Annotated in this window: 19 protein-coding genes; 3 read left to right on the top strand and 16 right to left on the bottom strand. The window is 69.6% G+C overall.

Annotation, left to right across the window (positions count from 1 at the left end; genetic code table 11):
- Positions 1–8 precede the first annotated feature (8 nt).
- From OG876_RS19165 to OG876_RS19135, 7 genes are all read right to left on the bottom strand, one after another.
- Positions 9–194 carry a hypothetical protein gene (locus OG876_RS19165; RefSeq protein ID WP_328526235.1) on the bottom strand — a complete coding sequence of 62 codons (186 nt, stop codon included), beginning with the start codon at positions 192–194 and terminating at the stop codon, positions 9–11.
- A 35-nt stretch (positions 195–229) separates the two neighbouring features.
- Complete coding sequence (locus tag OG876_RS19160; protein ID WP_328526234.1) at positions 230–1294, bottom strand: cytochrome P450; 1065 nt, start codon at positions 1292–1294, stop codon at positions 230–232.
- Entirely contained in the window at positions 1291–1944 is a 654-nt protein-coding gene (bioD, locus tag OG876_RS19155) for a dethiobiotin synthase (protein WP_328526233.1), read from the bottom strand. Before bioD ends, OG876_RS19160 begins: the two co-directional genes overlap by 4 nt.
- On the bottom strand, positions 1941–3062 hold the full coding sequence (locus OG876_RS19150) for an 8-amino-7-oxononanoate synthase (RefSeq protein ID WP_328526232.1): 1122 nt from the start codon (positions 3060–3062) through the stop codon (positions 1941–1943). Before OG876_RS19150 ends, bioD begins: the two co-directional genes overlap by 4 nt.
- Positions 3062–4375 carry an adenosylmethionine--8-amino-7-oxononanoate transaminase gene (gene bioA, locus OG876_RS19145; RefSeq protein ID WP_328526231.1) on the bottom strand — a complete coding sequence of 438 codons (1314 nt, stop codon included), beginning with the start codon at positions 4373–4375 and terminating at the stop codon, positions 3062–3064. The genes OG876_RS19150 and bioA overlap by 1 nt, the downstream gene beginning before the upstream one ends.
- Before the next feature lie 90 nt (positions 4376–4465).
- Positions 4466–5410, bottom strand: coding sequence for a zeta toxin family protein (locus OG876_RS19140; protein WP_328526230.1), 945 nt, complete (start codon positions 5408–5410; stop codon positions 4466–4468).
- Positions 5407–5805 (bottom strand): hypothetical protein, encoded by a 399-nt coding sequence (locus tag OG876_RS19135; RefSeq protein WP_328526229.1) that lies wholly within the window; start codon positions 5803–5805, stop codon positions 5407–5409. The genes OG876_RS19140 and OG876_RS19135 overlap by 4 nt, the downstream gene beginning before the upstream one ends.
- Before the next feature lie 126 nt (positions 5806–5931).
- Between OG876_RS19135 and OG876_RS19130 the strand changes: the two genes are divergently transcribed.
- Positions 5932–6132: a hypothetical protein gene (locus OG876_RS19130; protein ID WP_328526228.1), complete on the top strand. Its 201-nt coding sequence runs from the start codon at positions 5932–5934 to the stop codon at positions 6130–6132.
- A gap of 68 nt (positions 6133–6200) precedes the next feature.
- Here the strand turns inward: OG876_RS19130 and OG876_RS19125 are convergent, their stop codons facing one another.
- The 5 genes from OG876_RS19125 to OG876_RS19105 all read right to left on the bottom strand — a co-directional run bounded on the left by OG876_RS19125 (position 6201) and on the right by OG876_RS19105 (position 12403).
- Positions 6201–7343, bottom strand: coding sequence for a tRNA (adenosine(37)-N6)-dimethylallyltransferase (locus OG876_RS19125; RefSeq protein ID WP_328526227.1), 1143 nt, complete (start codon positions 7341–7343; stop codon positions 6201–6203).
- A gap of 19 nt (positions 7344–7362) precedes the next feature.
- A complete protein-coding gene (bsaP, locus tag OG876_RS19120) occupies positions 7363–7551 on the bottom strand; it encodes a biotin synthase auxiliary protein BsaP (protein ID WP_328526226.1) in 189 nt (62 codons plus the stop codon).
- Positions 7548–8543 carry a biotin synthase BioB gene (bioB, locus tag OG876_RS19115; RefSeq protein ID WP_328526225.1) on the bottom strand — a complete coding sequence of 332 codons (996 nt, stop codon included), beginning with the start codon at positions 8541–8543 and terminating at the stop codon, positions 7548–7550. Before bioB ends, bsaP begins: the two co-directional genes overlap by 4 nt.
- 570 nt (positions 8544–9113) lie before the next feature.
- Positions 9114–10814 carry a GMC family oxidoreductase gene (locus tag OG876_RS19110; protein ID WP_328526224.1) on the bottom strand — a complete coding sequence of 567 codons (1701 nt, stop codon included), beginning with the start codon at positions 10812–10814 and terminating at the stop codon, positions 9114–9116.
- Positions 10811–12403, bottom strand: coding sequence for a succinic semialdehyde dehydrogenase (locus tag OG876_RS19105; RefSeq protein WP_328526223.1), 1593 nt, complete (start codon positions 12401–12403; stop codon positions 10811–10813). Before OG876_RS19105 ends, OG876_RS19110 begins: the two co-directional genes overlap by 4 nt.
- A gap of 125 nt (positions 12404–12528) precedes the next feature.
- Between OG876_RS19105 and OG876_RS19100 the strand changes: the two genes are divergently transcribed.
- Both OG876_RS19100 and OG876_RS19095 read left to right on the top strand, forming a co-directional pair.
- Positions 12529–13980, top strand: a complete 1452-nt coding sequence (locus OG876_RS19100) for a hypothetical protein (protein ID WP_328526222.1) — start codon at positions 12529–12531, stop codon at positions 13978–13980.
- Positions 13981–14026: 46 nt separating this feature from the next.
- Complete coding sequence (locus tag OG876_RS19095; RefSeq protein ID WP_328526221.1) at positions 14027–14587, top strand: TIGR03086 family metal-binding protein; 561 nt, start codon at positions 14027–14029, stop codon at positions 14585–14587.
- On the opposite strand, the gene OG876_RS19090 is transcribed toward OG876_RS19095, so the two are convergent.
- The 4 genes from OG876_RS19090 to guaB are packed head-to-tail and all read right to left on the bottom strand — an operon-like array spanning position 14584 to position 18381.
- Positions 14584–14985, bottom strand: coding sequence for a hypothetical protein (locus tag OG876_RS19090; protein ID WP_328526220.1), 402 nt, complete (start codon positions 14983–14985; stop codon positions 14584–14586). The two genes, OG876_RS19095 and OG876_RS19090, sit on opposite strands and share 4 nt — an antisense overlap.
- 23 nt (positions 14986–15008) lie before the next feature.
- Positions 15009–15737, bottom strand: a complete 729-nt coding sequence (locus tag OG876_RS19085) for an alpha/beta fold hydrolase (RefSeq protein ID WP_328526219.1) — start codon at positions 15735–15737, stop codon at positions 15009–15011.
- On the bottom strand, positions 15734–16840 hold the full coding sequence (locus tag OG876_RS19080) for a GuaB3 family IMP dehydrogenase-related protein (protein ID WP_328526218.1): 1107 nt from the start codon (positions 16838–16840) through the stop codon (positions 15734–15736). The genes OG876_RS19085 and OG876_RS19080 overlap by 4 nt, the downstream gene beginning before the upstream one ends.
- A 29-nt stretch (positions 16841–16869) precedes the next feature.
- On the bottom strand, positions 16870–18381 hold the full coding sequence (gene guaB, locus OG876_RS19075; protein ID WP_328526217.1) for an IMP dehydrogenase: 1512 nt from the start codon (positions 18379–18381) through the stop codon (positions 16870–16872).
- Between the last annotated feature and the right edge of the window lie 104 nt (positions 18382–18485).

The following is an 18485-nucleotide window of genomic DNA, read 5'->3' as shown; positions in this document are numbered from 1 at the left end:
GGTGCAGGTCAGCGGGGTTGTAATCGAGCGGTCCGGGGGGTGGCCGGCACCGGGTCGTTGGTGATCTCCAGTCCGGGGAAGCGGCGGCGCATGGCGGCCTCGTAACGGGTGGCCGCGGCCGGCTCGCCGATGAAGTCCGCGAGCTGGTGCTGGCCGAACCACAGCCGCACCCGGCGGCGAGGTGGGAAGCTCACCCGGCGGACGCTATCGCCGCCGGTTGTCCGCGGTATTACTCCGCGTTACGAACGGAAGTCACCATCAGCCGCTTCGGCGCTCTGAACGACAGCAGGTCGATCATCGGCGGCTCCTCCACCAGCCGTACGGCGCTCAGCAGGCCGGCCGCACACTCGAGCGCAACCCGCGCCTCCATCCGAGCCAGACCGGCCCCCAGACACCGATGTACGCCGACCCCGAACGCGAGATCCGCGGGCCCGCCGTGCCCGGACAACCCGAGGAGCACAGGAGCGCCACCAGGCAACTCGACACCCCCAACCACCGCGGGCCCAGCGGTGACCCGCCGCCACGTCGGCACCGACGAAGCCTCCCGCAACACGTCCTCGACAACTGCCGCGGGGTCGCCTCCTGCCAACAGAGTGTGGTGGAAGGTGGTGGAGATGAGTTGGGCGGTGGTTTCCTGGCCGGCGATCAGGAGGAAGTAGCCGACTGCGCACACCTCTTCGTCGGTGAGGCCAAGGGCGACGAGCACCCCGAACAGGTCGTCTCCGGGAGCTTGGCGGGCGGCCGTCGTACGGGATCGGAGCCAGGCGTAGAACTCAGCCGCGCTGTGCGCCAACTCCAGTTGCCGGTCCTCGTCCGGCCAGCCCCAGAACAGCTCCAGCGAATCCAGACTCCACGCCTTCAGCGCCGGTACGTCGACCTCCGTCAGCCCGAGCATGTCGAGTACGACGAGCGCCGGCGGCTCGGCCGCGACAGCCTGGACCAGGTCCACCTGCCCGTCGCGTTCCACCACCTTGGTCGCCTCGGCCACCCGAGCCGCCGTCAGCTCGCGAGCCAGCGGCTCCACCGCCGTCACCCGCGCCGGACTGAAGAACCGCGCCACCGCCGCGCGGATCGGCCGGTGCGACACCCCCGCGTTGTTCGCCAATGTCGGCGGCAACGCGAACCCCACTCCCGACAGCACCCGCAAGGCCTTCACCGACAACGGCGTGTGCGCCAGTACGGCGTTGTCCGGCCGGAACGTCTCCGGATCCAGCAGCACCTCGCGAGCCAGCGCGGGGTCGTCGACCACCCAGTATCCGAGTTCCTCGTCGTACCGCGCCGGACAACCCGTCATCGGAACCAGCCGGGCGCGTCCCTGGTGAACGCGCTCCGATCAAGCCGTCCCGCGTCCGCCGGGATCCGCCCGATGACCGGGACTCCGGTCGCCACCGGCAGATCCTCCAGGTTGCACACTTCAGCCAGATCAGGCTCCGTCGGCCACGAGCCGATCACCAGTCCGTCGATGGGCAGGCCGCGAGCCCGCAGAGCCTCGACGGTCAACCCGGTGTGGTTGAGCGTCCCGAGTCCCGAGCGCGTCACCACGACGAAGGTGAACGGCGTGGTCAGGTGCGCGGCGAGGTCGGCCAGGTTGTTGCCCGCAGCATCCAGTCCGACCAGGAGGCCGCCGGCCCCTTCGACCAGCACGGTGTCATACCTACCTGCGAGGTCGTCGATGAACTTGGCGTGGTCCTCGACTGTCGGCAACGGCACACCCTCACGCCGAGCGGCGGTGGTCGGCGCGAGTGGATCCCGCAGCCGAACACCTTCCTGCAACTCGGTGATCCCGGTCAGCCGCTGAACCTCGGCGAGATCCCCCGGCTCGTCGGCGGTGACGCCGGTCTGCGCAGGCTTGACGACAACAGCCCCCGCGTGGCGGACAGCCAACGCTGCGGTGGTGATGGTTTTACCTACGCCGGTATCGGTGCCGGTGATGAGGATGATCATGAGACCTGGCCGATCGCGTCGACGATGACGGTGCAGGCGTGGTCGAGGTCTGCCTGCGTGAGGCCGGCGTTGGCGGTCAGCCGGAGGCGGGAGATGCCGTCGGGGACCGAAGGCGGACGGAAGCTGCCGACACGGACGCCTGCCGCCAGGCAGAGGTCTGCGGCATGGACGGTCTCGCGGGGGCCCGGCATGGGAACGGAGACGACGGGTCCCGCGGCAGGCGGGACACCGCACGCGGTGGCGAGACGGGCGGCTGCGACGTGGATGGCATCAGGGCGAGTGGGCTCGGCCTGCAGGACCTGGAGAGCGGCCAGCGCGGCGGCGCAGGCGGCCGGGTTCAGGCCGGTGTCGAAGATGAACGGGCGGGCCCGGTTGACGAGGTGTTCGCGCAGGATGCGTGGCCCCAGGACGACACCCCCTTGGGAGGCCATTGCCTTGGACAACGTCATGGTGACCAGCACATGGTCCTGACCGGCCAGGCCGGCGGCGTGTACGGAGCCACGGCCGCCCCCGGTGACGCCGAGGCCGTGAGCCTCGTCGACCAGGAGTACGGCGTCGTGCGCTCGAGCGACGGACGCGAGGTCGGCCAACGGCGCCGCATCGCTGAGCACGCTGAAGACCGACTCGGTCATCACCACCGCGTGCGGTTCGTTGCGTTCGGCAAGCACTTTGGTGACCGCGTCGACGTCGTTGTGCGGGACGATCTCGACCCGCGACCGGGACAACCGGCAGGCGTCGACGAGCGACGCGTGGATGTGGTCGTCGGACACCATCAGCGTGCCGGGTCCACCGAGTGCGGTGACCACGCCGAGATTGGCGAGGTATCCGGACGAGAACACCAGCGCCGACTCCTGGCCGACGTACGACGCGAGCGCCGATTCCAGTTCCTCGTGCAGAGCTGTCGTACCGGTCACCAGACGGGATGCCGTCGATCCGGTGCCCCAGACGCAGACGGCCTCGGCCGCGGCCTCGATCACGCGCGGATCGGACGCGAGGCCGAGGTAGTCGTTCCCCGCCAGGTCGATCAGCCGATCGTCGGCCGCGCGGGCCCGGAGCCGGCGGGTCAGGCCGCGGGACTCCAGCGCCGCGGCCTTCGGAGCGAGCCAGTCCTCGAGCATCAGCCGGCCTCCTCGACCGCACCCGCGATCGCCGCCGCGATGGTGGCGATCTCGTCGTCGGTGCACACGTACGGCGGCATCGTGTAGACCAGATCGCGGAACGGCCGGACCCACACCCCGCGCCGCAGCGCCGCCTCGGTCATCCGCGGCAGATCCACCGGCCCACCGAGTTGTACGACGCCGACCGCGCCGAGCACCCGGACATCCTTGACCGCCGGCAGCGATGATGCCGGCGCGAGACCGGCCGACAGACCCTCCGAGATACGAGCGACCCGGAGGGCCCAGTCCTGGGACAGCAGCAGGTCGATCGACGCGAGTGCGACCGAACAGGCCAGCGGGTTGGCCATGAAGGTCGGGCCGTGCATCAGCGCGCCGCCCGGTCCGTTCGAGACCGTCTGCGCGACGTCCGTCGTACACAGCATCGCGGCCAGCGTCAGATAGCCGCCGGTCAAGGCCTTGCCGACGCAGAGGATGTCTGGATCGATGCCCGCGTGCTCGGAGGCGAAGAGCGTGCCGGTGCGGCCGAAGCCGGTGGCGATCTCGTCCAGGATCAGCAGGAATCCGTGCCGGTCCGCGAGGTCGCGCAGCACGCGCAGACAGGCCGGGCTGTACGGATACATGCCACCCGCCCCCTGGAGGATCGGCTCGACGATGATGCCGGCGATCTCGCCCGCGTGCCGCTCGGCCAGCTCGGTCACGGCGGCGGCCCAGGCGAGCAGCTCCGGATCGTCGTCCGGGCGATCGAACCCGGCCGGCGGCTGCGGCCCGAACACCTGCTCCTTCAACGCGCCGGTGAACAGCGAATGCATCCCGTTCACCGGGTCGCACACGCTCATCGGCGCGAACGTGTCGCCGTGGTACCCGCCGCGGACGGTCAGCATCCGGGTCCGCCCGTTGTTGCCTCGGGCAACTTGGTACTGGAGCGCCAGCTTGATCGCGACCTCGACCGAGACCGAGCCGGAGTCGCAGAAGAACACGTGCCGCAACGGTTCCGGAGTGATCTCGACCAGCCGCTCGGCCAGCCTGATGGCCGGCTCGTGGGTCAGCCCGCCGAACATCACGTGGCTGAAGTCGTCCACCTGGCTCTTCACCGCCGCGTCCAGCACAGGATTGCGGTAGCCGTGGATCATGCACCACCAGGACGCCATCGCGTCGATCGCCTCGACCACCCCGCCGGCCCCGTCGTCCAGCTGCAGCCGTACGCCGGACGCACCCCGGACCAACCGGACCGGCGACGGCTCGGTCAGCGAGGAGTACGGATGCCAGAGAAGCTCCGAATCCTGCTGTAGCCGCCGATTGACCGCCTGTGACACCGTGTCCCGCCTCCGTCCTGAGGACTCACCACGGTAATCGCTGCGCACCACGACGGCAGGCGTGGGTGGCCAGGATGTGGCCTAGCTCTCCTACAGCTGGGTGCCGGCCGTTGCGATGTGCAACGTCACGGCGTCGGGGTGCAGCCTCGGCCGGGCCATCGCCGTCACCGTCTTGGCGCCCTCGAGCGATTCGTCCCGGATCCACTGCACCGGCGCGGCCAGCCCGATCCGGCCGACCAGCGACGCAGTCTCCAGGAAGTTCCGCGACTCCAGCACGGTCCAGGCGCGGTCTCGCTCCCAGGTGACCGCTTCGGCCGTCCGTGCGGGTTGCTGCCACTGACCGTCGGCATTGCGCTGGTTGCCGTAGATCAGCTGCCCGTCCGGACGCAGTACGGCGATCCGGTCGGCCCACTCCCCCTGGTCGATCAGTTCGGCGGCTCGCAGCACGCCGTCGTACCCGGCATCGTGGTCGCTCTGCGTCGCCAGCCTGCCGAAGCCGAAGCTCTCCAGCGCGCGCATGTGCCGCTCGAGTACGCCGAAGCGGCTGAGCGCCTCGTGGACCGCGAGGATCGCGACCTCCACCTGGAACCCCGCCTGCTTGAACCGGCGGGCCGATGTTGCGAAGCCGTCGGGGTCGATGCACTCCGTCTCGACGATCGCGTCGTACCGCTCCCGGATCACCAGATCCGCGGCCTGTGCCAGCCAGCGCCGGCCGTCGGCCGCGACGTACTTGCCGGCGGTCGTCGGTACGTCGGTGATTGGTTCGTGGAAGCGTGGGTGGTACGGCTCGTAAGCGGTCGCGTTCAGAACGACGGGACGGCCGCGGCGACGCAGGACCGCCTTCGCCATCGCGGTGATGGTTGCCTTGCCGTCGCCGGGCTGGCCGCCGACGAACACCACGACCGGCTGCTCCTGCGCGACGCCGGTCAACTGGTCGGGAACGATCCGGTCGCTGAAGATCCGCCGGCTCTCCGCCTCGTCCAGCAGGTAGCGGTCGTCGTCACCGGCCGGCCCGGTCCCCCACACGTCGGTCACGCTCGCCCCAGCACCTCGTTGTCGCCTGCGTCCTCATCGCCGGCCACGGCGTCGAAGTCGTCCTCGTCGTCGCGCTCGCCGGCGTCGTCGGTCTCGTCCTCGTCATCGTCATGCTCCTCGACGCTGAGGAGCGTGTCGGCGTCGAGACGGATGCGCTTGATCGCGCGGGTGTCCAGCGGAGTGAGCTCCTGCCCCCGCGCGGCCCAGGCCTGCTGCTCGGCCCGCCAGCCCGCGACGGCGTCGGCATCCGGCTCGGTGGCCGTCTCGATCAGCCGGGTGTAGTAGCCGATCGCCTGCCGAACACCCTCCTGCGCGGTCTCGTACGCGATCGCCTGCGGCCCCGTCCAGGTCGCCGTACCGAGCTCGGCCAGAACGTTGAAGGCGACGTTAACCACACCCGGACTTTATCCGACCGGCCGGGTCACGCAGAACAACCGGGGAACCGCCGGCCGGATCGCAACGTCTGCTGAAACACCCATCAGTCACGAGCCGCGAAACGGCTCTGAGCGACAAGGAATCTCATGGCGTTTGGCAAGAAGAAGGACGACCAGCAGCAGGCGGCCGAGGGGCACCGCAGCGGCGCCCGTCCGTCGACCCAGGGCAAGCACGAGCGCGGCGACACGCGGCGCGGCCGGGACGCCGGCGGCGAGAAGGGTGACGCACGCCGTCGCGGCAACCCGAACAAGAACGGGAACCCCAAGGGCGGCAAGGGCAAGGGCTGACCACTGCTCGGCGCCAGGCCGGGGCCACCGTCGATCGGTTGGCCCTGGCCGGCGCACGTTCTGGCGGGTTACCGCGGGCGGGAGCCGCGGTTCGGTTTTCCCTGGCGGGATTGACCGTCGGACCGCTGGCGACCTGCTCCACCGGAACGACTGCTGCCGGCCCTCTCGGAACGCCCGCCGCCTGATGCCCCGGAGCGCTTGCCGCCAGAGCCCCTCGAGCGGCCGGCCGTCGCGACCGGACCGGCTGCGAGGGCGGCTGTCACGGCGGCGAAGGCGTCGTTGGCGCCGCGGACCGGTTTGAGGCCCGTGAGTTTCGGGATCGCCGCGCGCTGGCGCCGGGTGTGGGTGCGGATGCGCTCGACCACCCGATCGCGGACCTCGGCCAGGTCTTCCGCCGTGAGGTTCTCCACCGGTCGCCCGCGTTCCAGGGCGACGTCGAACCATTCGGTGTAGCCGTGGGTGTGGACGACCTGGTTCGGGGCCTTCTGGCCAAGACGGCGGTACTGCGCCAGGACGTCGTACCGCTCGTCGAGGCCGAGAACCTCGTCCCGCAGCCCGCGGCGGACCTGCTCGTCGTACGTGGCCGCCACCCGGCGATCGATGTCCGTGGCCGGACGGTCCACCGCGAGCACGACCTGCCGTGCTGCGACCGGCGACTCGGCCCGGTCGGGATCGTTGCCCATGGCATGCGCCAGCGCGTTGACGATCGCGTCGTAGTTGTTCGCGTGGATCTTGCCGGCCGCCTTCGGGTCCAGCCGGTCGAGCACGGCGTACGCGTCCTCGGCCATGCTGCGCGGGAAGTCGCGGCGGACCGCGTTCCGCGCCTCGGCGACCGCGTCCACCTCCCAGCCCTCGAGCAGGGAACGCACGTAGACACTGGTGCCGCCGACGATCACCGGCACACCACCGGACGCCCAGCTGGCCTCCATGTGCTGCCGTGCCTCGGCGACGAACGTCTCCAGCTCGAGCTTCCGCACCGGCTCGGTGAGGTCGATCATCGTGTGGCGGATGCCGCGCATCTCCTCCGGCGTGGTCTTGCTGGTCCCGATGTCCATGTACCGGTACACCTGGCGCGAGTCGGCCGACACGACGATCGGCTCGAGTCCGAGTTCGTCCCGGATCCGCAGACACAGGTCGACCGACACCGCGGTCTTCCCGGCCGAGGTCGGTCCGTAGAGAGCGACCAGCAGGCGAGGTACGGCGTCGGGCATGCCTCAACCCTAGTCGAGGTCAGTGAGACGCCAGCTCACCGTGGACCGAGCAGCGGGCCGACCAGCCCATCGGATGGACCTGGACGACCATCCGGCGCCGGCACTCGGCGCAGTACCTCGGAGGCTCGAGCGCCAGCGCCTGACGGCACCGGTCGTGATCGCCGTCGGTCAGCTCCCGGCCGCAGTGGCCGCAGTAGACCTCGGTCACAACGTCTTCTGCAGCTCTTTGACCGGCATCTTCAACTCGGCCAGCAGGTCGAGGTCCGCGGTCGCCGGGCGGCCGAGAGTGGTGAGGTAGTTGCCGACGATGACGGCGTTGATCCCGCCGAGCAGGCCGTCGCGGGTGCCCAGGTCGCCCAGGGTCAGCTCGCGGCCGCCGGCGTACCGCAGGACGGTCCGGGGCATCGCGAGCCGGAACGCGGCGATGGTCCGCAGCGCGTCCTTGCCGTCCATGATCTCCAGGTCGCCGAACGGCGTACCGGGGCGCGGGTTCAGGAAGTTCAGCGGGACCTCGTGCGGGTCGAGCTCGGCCAGCTGTGCGGCCAGCTCGGCGCGCTGCTCGAGCGACTCGCCCATCCCGACCAGACCGCCGCAGCACAGCTCCATCCCGGAGTCGCGCACCATCAGGCAGGTGTCCCAGCGCTCCTCGAAGGAGTGCGTGGTGACGACGTCGCCGAAGTACGAGCGGGCCGACTCGAGGTTGTGGTTGTAGCGGTGCACGCCCATCGCCTTGAGCTCGTCGACCTGCTCCTGCGTGAGCATGCCGAGCGAGCAGGCGATGTTGATGTCGACCTCGGCGTTGATCGCCTCGATGCCGGCCTTCACCTGGGACATCAGCCGCTGGTCCGGACCGCGGACGGCGGCGACGATGCAGAATTCGGTCGCGCCGGTCTTCGCGGTCTCCTTGGCCGCCTCCACCAGCTCCGGGATGTTCAGCCAGACGGAGCGCACCGGCGAGGTGAACTGGCCGGACTGGGAGCAGAAGTGACAGTCCTCCGGGCAGCCGCCGGTCTTCAGCGAGATGATCCCCTCGACCTCGACCTCCTCGCCGCACCACTTGACCCGCACCTCGTGGGCGAGCGCGAGCAACTCGGGCAGCAACTCGTCGGGTGAACGGAGAACCTCGACCAGCTGCTCCTGGCTCAGGCCGACGCCCTGTTCCAGAACCTGCTCACGTGCCACGCCCAGGATGTCGCTCATGGTTCTCCTGCCTCATCGAACGGTCGGCTCACAGTAAGACAGCCGGGTGCGGCGTCTCTGCGGCGGGCGTCACGTGAAACACCGGCGGCCGAAGTGCCTCAGCCACTCTCCGCACTCTCCCGAAATCTTTTGGGACTTTTCTGGAGAACCTCGTAACCCCCCGTAGATGGGCTCGTTGATGTGTGCAGAGGCGGTTACCGCAAGGAAGACCGCCACCCGGTTACATGGAGCAACGAAAAGCTGATCATTACGATCAGCACGCAGAGTGGTCACAACCAGTCGCGAAGCCTCGAAACTCCTGGAATCGGATGTAAGGTAGTGACCAAGAGCTCGGGTCGCCAGCCATGGTTGGTGACCCGATCCCAAAGCGCCGGGCGCCTCACCCCGGCTTGAGTGGGTCCCTCGGGAAGCGATTTGGGCGGAAACGCTCCCGAGGGACCTGCTCCCTTTTCTGGCCACTTCGAACGCACAGACTGGGCCTTTCAGAAATACCTCACAAACCTCAGCAGCCACACACGTGCTGAGGTTCTTTCATTTCCCCTGATGGCACTGCGAAGTATTATCGTTGCGTTACGGCTTCGTCACAGACTGTTTCGGCACAATCGGCAACCGCAACGCGCCGGGCGCATCCACCGGTACGACGGGATGCGCCGGCTTCACCGGCTGGATCCGCCGGTACGCCGATCCGAGCGCCGGGCGGACGTCGTCCGCACCCTTGTTCGGCCAGAACGCGAGCGCTCGCTCCGCCTGGGCCGTGATGGTCAGCGACGGGTTGACGCCGAGGTTCGCCGAGATCGCGGACCCGTCCACGATGTGCAGGCCGTCGTACCCGTAGACCCGGTGGTAGGGATCGACCACGCCGGTCTCGGGTGAGTCGCCGATCGCGCAGCCGCCGATGAAGTGCGCCGTCATCGGCACGTTGAACGGCTCCCCGATCGTCCCGCCCGGGGTCCCGTTCATCAGCTTCGCCATCCGGCGGACCACCTGGTTCGCGACCGGGATCCAGGCGGGGTTCGGGGCGCCGTGGCCCTGCTTCGAGCTCAACCGCCAGCGGCCGAGCCGGTCCCGCTTGCCGAACGTCGTGATCGAGTTGTCCGCGGTCTGCATCACCAGCGCGATCACGGTCCGCTCGGACCAGTGCTTCAGGTCGTACAGCCGGCGGATGTTCTTCCGCTGGACCCCGAGCTCACGCAACCAGGTCCGCCACCGCGGCTTGTCCCCGTCGCCGTCGGTCAGCACGGTCTGCAGCAGCGACATCACGTTGCTGCCCTTGCCGTACCGGACCGGCTCGATGTGGGTGATGTCGTCCGGGTGGAACGACGACGTGATCGCGACCCCACGGCTGTAGTCGACGTCGCGATCCCGCGAGATCGCGCCCAGCAACGACTCCGAGTTGGTCCGGGTCAGCACGCCGAGCCGGTCCGAGAGTCGGGGCAGTTTGCCCTCGTCCCGGAGCCGGTGCAGGAGTTTCGCCGTACCCAACGCCGAAGCGGCGAAGACGACCTGACCAGCGGTGAACCGCCGTGTGCTCTTCCGATCCGAGGTACGCCGGGTGTCCACGGCGTACCCGCCGTCCCGCAGCGGCTCAACCGACGTCACTGTGGTCATCGGGAAGACCTGGGCGCCCGCCTGCTCGGCGAGGTAGAGGTAGTTCTTCGTCAGCGTGTTCTTCGCGTTGTGCCGGCAGCCGGTCATGCACTCGCCGCAGTCGATACAGCCGGTACGACGCGGGCCCGCGCCACCGAAGTACGGATCGTCGACCTCGACACCAGGCTCACCGAAGAAGACGCCGACCGGGGTCGGATGGAACGTGTCCCCCACGCCCATGTCGTCGGCGACCTGCTTCATCACCCGGTCCGCGGGCGTGAAGCCCGGGTAGGTGGTGACGCCGAGCATCCGCTTCGCCTGGTCGTAGTACGGCGCGAGCTCGTCCTTCCAGTCGGTGATGTGCGCCCACTGGCGGTCGGTGTAGAACGCGGGCAGCGGCTCGTAGAGAGTGTTCGCGTAGACCAGGCTGCCGCCGCCGACTCCGGCGCCCGACAGGATGATCACGTCGCGCAACGCGCTGATCCGCTGGATGCCGTACCAGCCCAGCTTCGGCGCGAACAGGAATCGCTTGGTATCCCAGGAGTTCTTCGCGAACCCGGCGTCGTCGAACCGTGCGCCCGCCTCAAGGACAGCGACCTTGTAGCCCTTCTCGGTCAGCCGCAATGCGCTGACGCTGCCACCGAAGCCGGAGCCGATGATGACAACGTCATAGTCGAAAATCATGCGCGGCCCAGCTTCTTGAGGATCCGCAGTGCGCCGGTCATCAGTTCGGCGTACGTCTCGTCGGACAGGCCGTGTGAGGCCGCGATCGGCAGCAGGCGCTGGGTCGCGATCGCCTGCGAATCGACGTACCGGCGGATGCCTTCGGCGCCCTGGCGGCGGCCGAGCCCGGAGGCTCGCATGCCACCCATCGGGGTGTCGATCGATCCGAACGTCGCCCCGTAGCCCTCGTTGACGTTGACCGTGCCGGCCACCAGTTGGGCGGCGATCGCCCGGCCGCGACGGCCGTCCCGGGTCCAGACGCTCGCGTTGAGGCCGTACTCGCCCTCGTTCGCCCGCTGGATCGCCTCGGACTCGTCGGAGAACCGGTAGATCGACACGACCGGCCCGAAGGTCTCGTTGTCGAAGCACTCCATCGCCGGCGTCACCCCGGACAGCACGGTCGGCTCGTAGAACAGCGGACCGATGTCCGGCCGGGCCTTGCCGCCGACGAGCACCGTGGCGCCCTTCGCCCGCGCGTCGTCGACATGCTGGGACACGGTCTCCAGCTGGGCCTTCGAGATCAGCGAACCCATGTCCACGTCCCAGCCGGTCCCGGCCGACAGCCGGATCTTCTTCACCCGGTCCACGAACGCCGTGACGAACGCGTCGTACACCTGGTCGGCCACGTAGAGCCGCTCCATCGAGACGCACAGCTGGCCGGCGCTCGCGAAGCAGGCCCGGACAGCGCCCTCGGCGGCGCGGTGGATGTCGGCGTCGCGGAGGACGAGCATCGGGTTCTTGCCGCCGAGCTCGAGGCTGCAGCCGATCAGCCGCTCGCCGGCCTGCCTGGCGACCAGCCGGCCGGTCCTGGTCGAGCCGGTGAAGCAGATGTAGTCGGCGTTCTGGATCAGGGCGCCGCCGACGGTCGGGCCGTCGCCGTTCACCGGCTGCCACGCGTCCCGCGGCAGGCCCGCGTCGTACAGCAGCTCGATCGCCCGGAGCGCGGTCAGCGGGGTCTGGCTGTCCGGCTTGTGCACGATCGTGTTGCCGGCCAGTACCGCGGGCAGACCGTCGGCCATCGCCATGCTGAGCGGGTAGTTCCATGGCGAGATGACGCCGACGACGCCCTTCGGCACGAACCGCTGCTCGGCGCGGGTGAGGATCGGGAAGATGCCCAGCTTGCGCTGCGGCTCCAGTAGCTCGGCGGCCTTGCGGCCGTAGTAGCGGGCGGTCAGCGCGACGTGCGCGACCTCCTCGAACGCCTGCTTGCGGGCCTTGCCCGACTCCCGGATGACCAGGTCGACCAGCTCGTGGCGGTGATCCAGGACGAGGTCGTGGTAGCGCAGCAGGATCGCGGCCCGCTCGGCGAGCGGCACCCGGCGCCAGGTCTGCTGGGTCCTGCGGGCCGTCCGGATCGCGGCGATCACGTCGTCCGGGCTGGACACCGGCAGGTCCGCGATCGGCTGACCGGTCGCCGGCGCGTACGACGTCCGCGTGCCGGCCGTCGCCCGCAGCAGCCCCGAGAGCCGCCGGATGACCGACTGATCGGTCGCGTACGACGCGGTCGGGTCGAGCTCGGGGTCCGCGGGAATCGAGGTCTGCTCGCTCATTCGTCCAGGCTACCTGCCGGTAATAGCCATGTCAGCAGTGCAACTCGGTCGTGTCAGGACTGAGAGTTCGGAGCGTTTGACCACTAAGCTGATCGGCTGAACCTGCGAAGGGGTGGAACGTCGAGATGGTGGACAGCGGGGGGCTTTGGACGCCTCCTGAGGACGAGCTCGGTGAGGCGCTGCAGACAGCCCAGGTGCTGATCGAGGAAGGCCGTGCCGACGAGGCCGGGCCGTATCAGCAACGCGTCATCGAACTGGCCAGGGAGCGGGCCGAAGGGCACCCGAACCACTACGAGGCCAAGCACCTGATGGCCGCGACCCAGTACGAGCTGGCCGGCTCGCTGAACGCGTCCGGCCGGCACGAGGAAGCACTGGCCGCGCTGCACGAGGCCCAACTCGGCTACACCGAGCTCAGCGACGCCGGCGTCCTCGACGCGACCTCCTTCCTGGCCGACGTGCGGGCCCGGCGGGCGATGACCCAGGCGCATCGCGGTCACGGGGCGACCGCCGTACTGGAGATGGACGGCGCGGTGATCGCGTACGGCCAGCTGGTCGGCGGGGTCGACGGATTGAAGCACCAACCGGACTTCGCCCGGGTGCTCGCGATGAACGCGCTCGTCCTGCGTCGGTACGGCGATCCCGCGCTGGCGGTGGCGTCCGCGGACGCGGCGACCCAGCTGTTCCTGCAGCTGGCCGACCAGATCAACGAGAGCCCGCAATCGCTCTCGTACGCGCGCTATCTGTGTACGGCGACAGCCGTGTCGGCCGACGTCCATGCCGCCGAGGGCCGGCTCGACCTCGCGCTGGAAGCCGACGAGATCGGGCTGACCACGGCTGACACGCTCGCCGACTCGGACTCCGCGACCGACATGCGCACGCTGGTCGGGGCGCTGACCAGGAAGGGCAAGCACCTCGGCATCGTCGGCCGGCTGATGGAGGGCGAGGCCTGCCTGCGGACGGCGTTCGACACCGACCCGGAGACGGCGAACCGGGTGACCGAGGAGCTGGACCGGGGTCTGCCGCTCACGTTGGTCACCGCGCTGGAGAACGCGGAGATCAAGCTCGGTCCGTTCGAGCAGTACCACCGGCTGCTGGCGCTGAGCGAGCCCGCGCCGGGGATGACGCTGGCGACCGTGTCCGGCCGGACCGACCCCGAGTCGGCGGCCGTCCGGGCGGCCGAGCTGGCCGAGCTGATCCGGCCGTTGTTACTGCAGGACGTGGACACCGCGCTGACGCTGGGCCTGGAGGCGCACTACCTGTTCGCGATCTCGTCCGAGCGGGAGTCGCACCGGATGCGGTACGAGACGAGCACCTATGTGCCGATCTGGGCCCAGCTGCTGCTCGAGATCTCGGAGGCGTACTACCAGGCCGGGCGGACCGACATCGCCCTCGACCTGGGCGGCTGGTGCGCGGAGGTCGCGACCGCGCTGATCCCCTTCACCGATGACGACAAGGTGATGAAGGACCTGGCCGGCTCCTGCTACCGCCACCACGGCGACCTGCTCGCCGCCACCGGCGACCTGACCGCCTCGCAGCAAGCGCACGAGGCCGCCCAGCAACTCCAGCTCGGCCGTTGACGCGCTGCCCCCGCGGGCGGACGCTGACGCTGAGAGGGGGAAGGTCATGGACGCGGTGGAACTGCACAACCGGACGGTCGGCAACTTCGCCCAGCTGGTCGGCGAAGTCGGCCCGGACCAGTGGTCGGGCCGGACGCCGTGCGCCGACTGGGACGTCCGCACGCTGGTGAACCACGTGGTCGGCGAGGAACGCTGGACCGTGCCGCTGATGGCGGGCCGGACGATCGCGGAGGTCGGCACCTCGCTGGACGGGGATCTGCTCGGCGACGATCCGATCGGCGCGGCCACCGAGGCGGCAAGCGCCGCGCAGGCGGCAGCCGGCGAGCCGATCGCCACGGTGCATCTGTCGTACGGCGACGAGGACGCGAGCGAATATCTGCGGCAACTGTCCGCCGATCACCTCGTGCACGGGTGGGATCTGGCGGCCGCGATCGGCGCCGACCCCCGGATGGAGCCCGAACTGGTCAGTGAGGTGGCCGGCTGGTTCGCGCAACGCGAGGACACCTACCGGTCGTTCGGCATGATCGGCGACCGGCTCCAAGGGTTCACCGACCCCGCGGACGCACTCCTCGGTGCCTTCGGGCGGGATCCGGCCTGGAAGCCCTAGGAGTCCTGCAGGTCGGTCCGCAGGGCACCGACGAAAAGCCCCGCCTCGGCTTCGGTCATGCCGGTTTCGGACACCACCAGGGCGGTCGCCTGGTGGAGTTCGCCGGCTGACTTGAGGGCGCGGGTGCGCTCGGCCAGGTTGGTGCCGGGTCGCCGGACCAGCGGCGTACCGGTGGTGGGCGGGACGTAGCGGCCCAGCCGGATGTCGTCGACCAGTTCCTTGGCCGGCTTGAGGGCGAGACCGGTACGGTCGCGGATCAGCTTCACCGCGTGCACGGTCTTCTTCGTCGTGATCAGGAACCGCACCTGGTCCACGTCATCGGGGGACAGTCTGGCCCGCGCTGCGGCGAGGGCAACATTGTCCGTGTCCTGGCTGCTCTGTCGGCTGAACAATCCCATGCGGGCAATCCTTACAGAACCACTCAACCCGTGAGGACTCGACGCACGTCGTCCCACGCGAGCGCGCCCAGCTCACGATCGGCCTCGGCCGAACCACCGCGCGCCATCCGCTGCCCGGCGGTCTTGGGCTGTTCACCGGGAAGGACGACGCGATGCCCGGCTTCGGGCAACGTCACCACCTGGGTCTCCAGAGCACCACGCGAGGCGGCGATCCGCTCGGCGAACTCCACCGCGGGCCAGACCCTGTCGTCACCGCCCGCCACCAGCAGCACCTCGCGGATGCGTTCCACCGGGATCCGGGCCAGCTCGACGGACGCGTCGTCGTACACCTCGAGGCTCTGCCGGTACCACCCGGTGTAGCTCGGCGGGTCGTCGTCCGCCTTCCAGTCCGGGTCGAACGGCACGAACGGCAGCGGTTCGCCCTGCCACGTCCACGCCGACCGCTGGCGCCCGTCCTCGATGAACCGGCCCCACACGTAGGCGCTCGGAGCGAAGGCGACTACCGCGTCCACGCGCTCGTCGAGCGCACCGAGCAACAGCGCGGCCTCGGCGCCCCACGAGCTGCCCATGACCACCAGGCGATCGTTGCGCTCCGCGAGCTCGTCCAGCGGGAACGACTCCAATGGCACCTCGCTGCCCACGGTCCACCGCGGCGCGAGTACGTCGTACCCCTCGGCCTCGAGGATCCGGACCCGCTCGAGGTCCGGCGTACCGCTGGATCCGTGCAGCAGCAGGACGCCGGTGGCCGTCACCCGACGACGACCTCGACCCGCTGGAACTCCTTGAGCTCCGTGTAGCCGGTGGTGGCCATCGCGCGCTTGAGGGCGCCGACCAGGTTCATCGTGCCGTCCGGGACCCAGGACGGTCCGAACAGGATCTGCTCGAGTGTCCCGGTGACGCCGACCTCGACCCGCTCACCGCGCGGCAGGTCCGCGTGCCAGGCCTCGGCGCCCCAGTGGTACCCGCCGCCCGGCGCGTCGCTCGCGCGGGCCAGCGGCGAACCGACCATCACCGCGTCCGCACCGCACGCGACCGCCTTCGCCACGTCGCCGGACCGTCCGACCGAGCCGTCCGCGATCACGTGCACATAGCGACCGCCGGACTCGTCCATGTAGTCCCGCCGCGCCGCGGCCACGTCGGCCACCGCCGACGCCATCGGCACCGCGACGCCGAGCACCTTCCGCGTCGTGTGCGCCGCGCCACCGCCGAAGCCGACGAGTACGCCGGCCGCACCGGTCCGCATCAAGTGCAGCGCGGCCTGGTGTGTCGCGCAACCGCCGACGATCACCGGTACGTCGAGGTCGTAGATGAACTGCTTCAGGTTGAGCGGCTCGGCCTGACCGGACACGTGCTCGGCGGAGACCGTCGTACCGCGGATGACGAACAGGTCGACGCCCGCGTCCACGACATGCTTGGCGAACTGCTTGGTCCGCTGTGGTGACAACGCACCGGCGACCGTGACACCGGAGTCGCGGATCTCCTGAACCCGCTGGGAGAGCAGCTCGGGCTTGATCGGCGCCGAGTAGATCTCCTGGAGGCGATGCGTCGCCTGCTCGCGGGTGATCGACGTGATCTCCTGGAGCAGACTGGTCGGATCCTCGTACCGGGTCCAGAGACCTTCGAGGTTGAGCACGCCGAGACCGCCGGCCTTGCCGATCGCGATCGCGGTGGCCGGTGACATCACCGAGTCCATCGGCGCGGCCAGGATCGGCAGCTCGAACCGGTACGCGTCGATCTGCCAGGCGACCGAGACCTCCTCGGGGTCACGCGTCCGGCGCGACGGCACGATCGCGATGTCGTCGAACGCGTACGCCTGCCGGCCCCGCTTGGCGCGGCCGATCTCGATCTCGGTCATCTGGTGTTCCTTACCGGTTACAGGCGGTGTCAGCGGCCGGAGTAGTTCGGCGCCTCGACCGTCATCTGGATGTCGTGCGGGTGGGACTCCTGCAGGCCGGCGGAGGTGATGCGGACGAACCGGCCCTTCTCCTGCAGTTCGGGGACGGTCCGGGATCCGCAGTACCACATGGACTGGCGCAGACCGCCGATCAGCTGGTGCGCGACCGCGGACAGCGGGCCCCGGTACGGGACCTGGCCCTCGACGCCCTCGGCGATGAGCTTCTCGTCGCTGCCGACGTCGCTCTGGAAGTAGCGGTCCTTGGAGTACGACTTGCGCAGGCCGCCGGACTGCATCGCGCCGAGCGAGCCCATCCCGCGATAGGCCTTGAACTGCTTGCCGTTGATGAACACCAGGTCGCCCGGCGACTCCTCGCAACCGGCGAGCAGCGACCCGAGCATCACGGTGTCCGCACCGGCCACGAGCGCCTTGGCGATGTCACCGGAGTACTGCAGGCCGCCGTCGCCGATCACCGGCACACCGGCCGGCTTGCAGGCCAGGGACGCCTCGTAGATCGCGGTGACCTGCGGTACGCCGACGCCGGAGACGACCCGCGTCGTACAGATCGAGCCCGGGCCGACGCCGACCTTGACGCCGTCCGCGCCCGCGTCGACCAGTGCCTGGGCGCCGGCGCGGGTCCCGACGTTGCCGCCGACGACGTCGACGCCACGGGTGGCCGGGTCTGCCTTGAGCTTGCGGATGATCTCCAGCTGGGCCTGGGAGTGACCGTGTGCGGTGTCCACCACGAGCACGTCGACGCCGGCCTCGACCAGCGTCATCGCCCGCTTGTAGGCCTCACCGAAGAAGCCGATCGCGCCACCGACCCGCAGCCGTCCGGTCTCGTCCTTGGTGGACAGCGGGAACTGGTCGCGCTTGACGAAGTCCTTCAGCGTGATCAGGCCGGTCAGCTTGCCGGCCTCGTCGACCAGCGGCAGCTTCTCGACCTTGTGCTTGCTGAGCAGTGCCATCGCGTCGTCGGCGGCGATGCCCTGCCTGCCGGTGATCAGCGGCTGCCTGGTCATCACTTCGCGCACCGGGCGGGACATGTCGTTCTCGAACCGCATGTCGCGGTTCGTCACGATGCCGACCAGGACGCCGGCGTTGTCGACCACGGGGACGCCGGAGATCCGGTACTGCGCGCAGAGCGCGTCGGCCTCGCCGATGCTGGCGTCCGGGCCGATGGTGATCGGCTGCGCGATCATGCCGGACTCCGACCGCTTGACCAGGTCGACCTGCTGGGCCTGGTCCTCGATCGAGAGGTTGCGGTGGAGGACGCCGAGGCCGCCCTGGCGGGCCATCGCGATCGCCATCCGGGCCTCGGTGACGGTGTCCATCGCGCTGGACAGCAGCGGGATGTTCACCTCGATGTTGCGGCTGACCCGGGACCGCGTGATGGCCTCGGACGGGATGACGTCGGATTCGTTCGGCTGCAGGAGAACGTCGTCGAAGGTGAGCCCGAGGACGGCGAACTTGTCCGGAACTCCAGTGGCTGTGATGTCCATGGGTAAAACAAGCACCTTTACACGGCGAGAACGGAACCCCATCCTATCCGCGCCCGCTCACGCCCCCGAACCGCCCGTCCACAGGGCCGGTCCGGCCGGGCCTC

Origin of the sequence: Kribbella sp. NBC_00359, from assembly GCF_036097425.1 — a bacterium.
Taxonomy (GTDB): domain Bacteria; phylum Actinomycetota; class Actinomycetes; order Propionibacteriales; family Kribbellaceae; genus Kribbella.
The sequence above is the reverse complement of the archived record's forward strand: the minus strand, read 5'-3'. Positions and strand labels throughout refer to the sequence as shown.

Coding starts and splice junctions, on each gene's coding strand:
- OG876_RS19105 (WP_328526223.1), bottom strand. CDS start 12,403: ATGAGCGAGCAGACCTCGATTCCCGCGGACCCCGAGCTCGACCCGACC.
- OG876_RS19110 (WP_328526224.1), bottom strand. CDS start 10,814: ATGATTTTCGACTATGACGTTGTCATCATCGGCTCCGGCTTCGGTGGC.
- OG876_RS19160 (WP_328526234.1), bottom strand. CDS start 1,294: ATGACGGGTTGTCCGGCGCGGTACGACGAGGAACTCGGATACTGGGTG.
- OG876_RS19090 (WP_328526220.1), bottom strand. CDS start 14,985: ATGGGATTGTTCAGCCGACAGAGCAGCCAGGACACGGACAATGTTGCC.
- guaB (WP_328526217.1), bottom strand. CDS start 18,381: ATGGACATCACAGCCACTGGAGTTCCGGACAAGTTCGCCGTCCTCGGG.
- OG876_RS19080 (WP_328526218.1), bottom strand. CDS start 16,840: ATGACCGAGATCGAGATCGGCCGCGCCAAGCGGGGCCGGCAGGCGTAC.
- OG876_RS19095 (WP_328526221.1), top strand. CDS start 14,027: ATGGACGCGGTGGAACTGCACAACCGGACGGTCGGCAACTTCGCCCAG.
- OG876_RS19130 (WP_328526228.1), top strand. CDS start 5,932: ATGGCGTTTGGCAAGAAGAAGGACGACCAGCAGCAGGCGGCCGAGGGG.
- OG876_RS19100 (WP_328526222.1), top strand. CDS start 12,529: ATGGTGGACAGCGGGGGGCTTTGGACGCCTCCTGAGGACGAGCTCGGT.
- bioD (WP_328526233.1), bottom strand. CDS start 1,944: ATGATCATCCTCATCACCGGCACCGATACCGGCGTAGGTAAAACCATC.
- bioB (WP_328526225.1), bottom strand. CDS start 8,543: ATGAGCGACATCCTGGGCGTGGCACGTGAGCAGGTTCTGGAACAGGGC.
- OG876_RS19150 (WP_328526232.1), bottom strand. CDS start 3,062: ATGCTCGAGGACTGGCTCGCTCCGAAGGCCGCGGCGCTGGAGTCCCGC.
- OG876_RS19125 (WP_328526227.1), bottom strand. CDS start 7,343: ATGCCCGACGCCGTACCTCGCCTGCTGGTCGCTCTCTACGGACCGACC.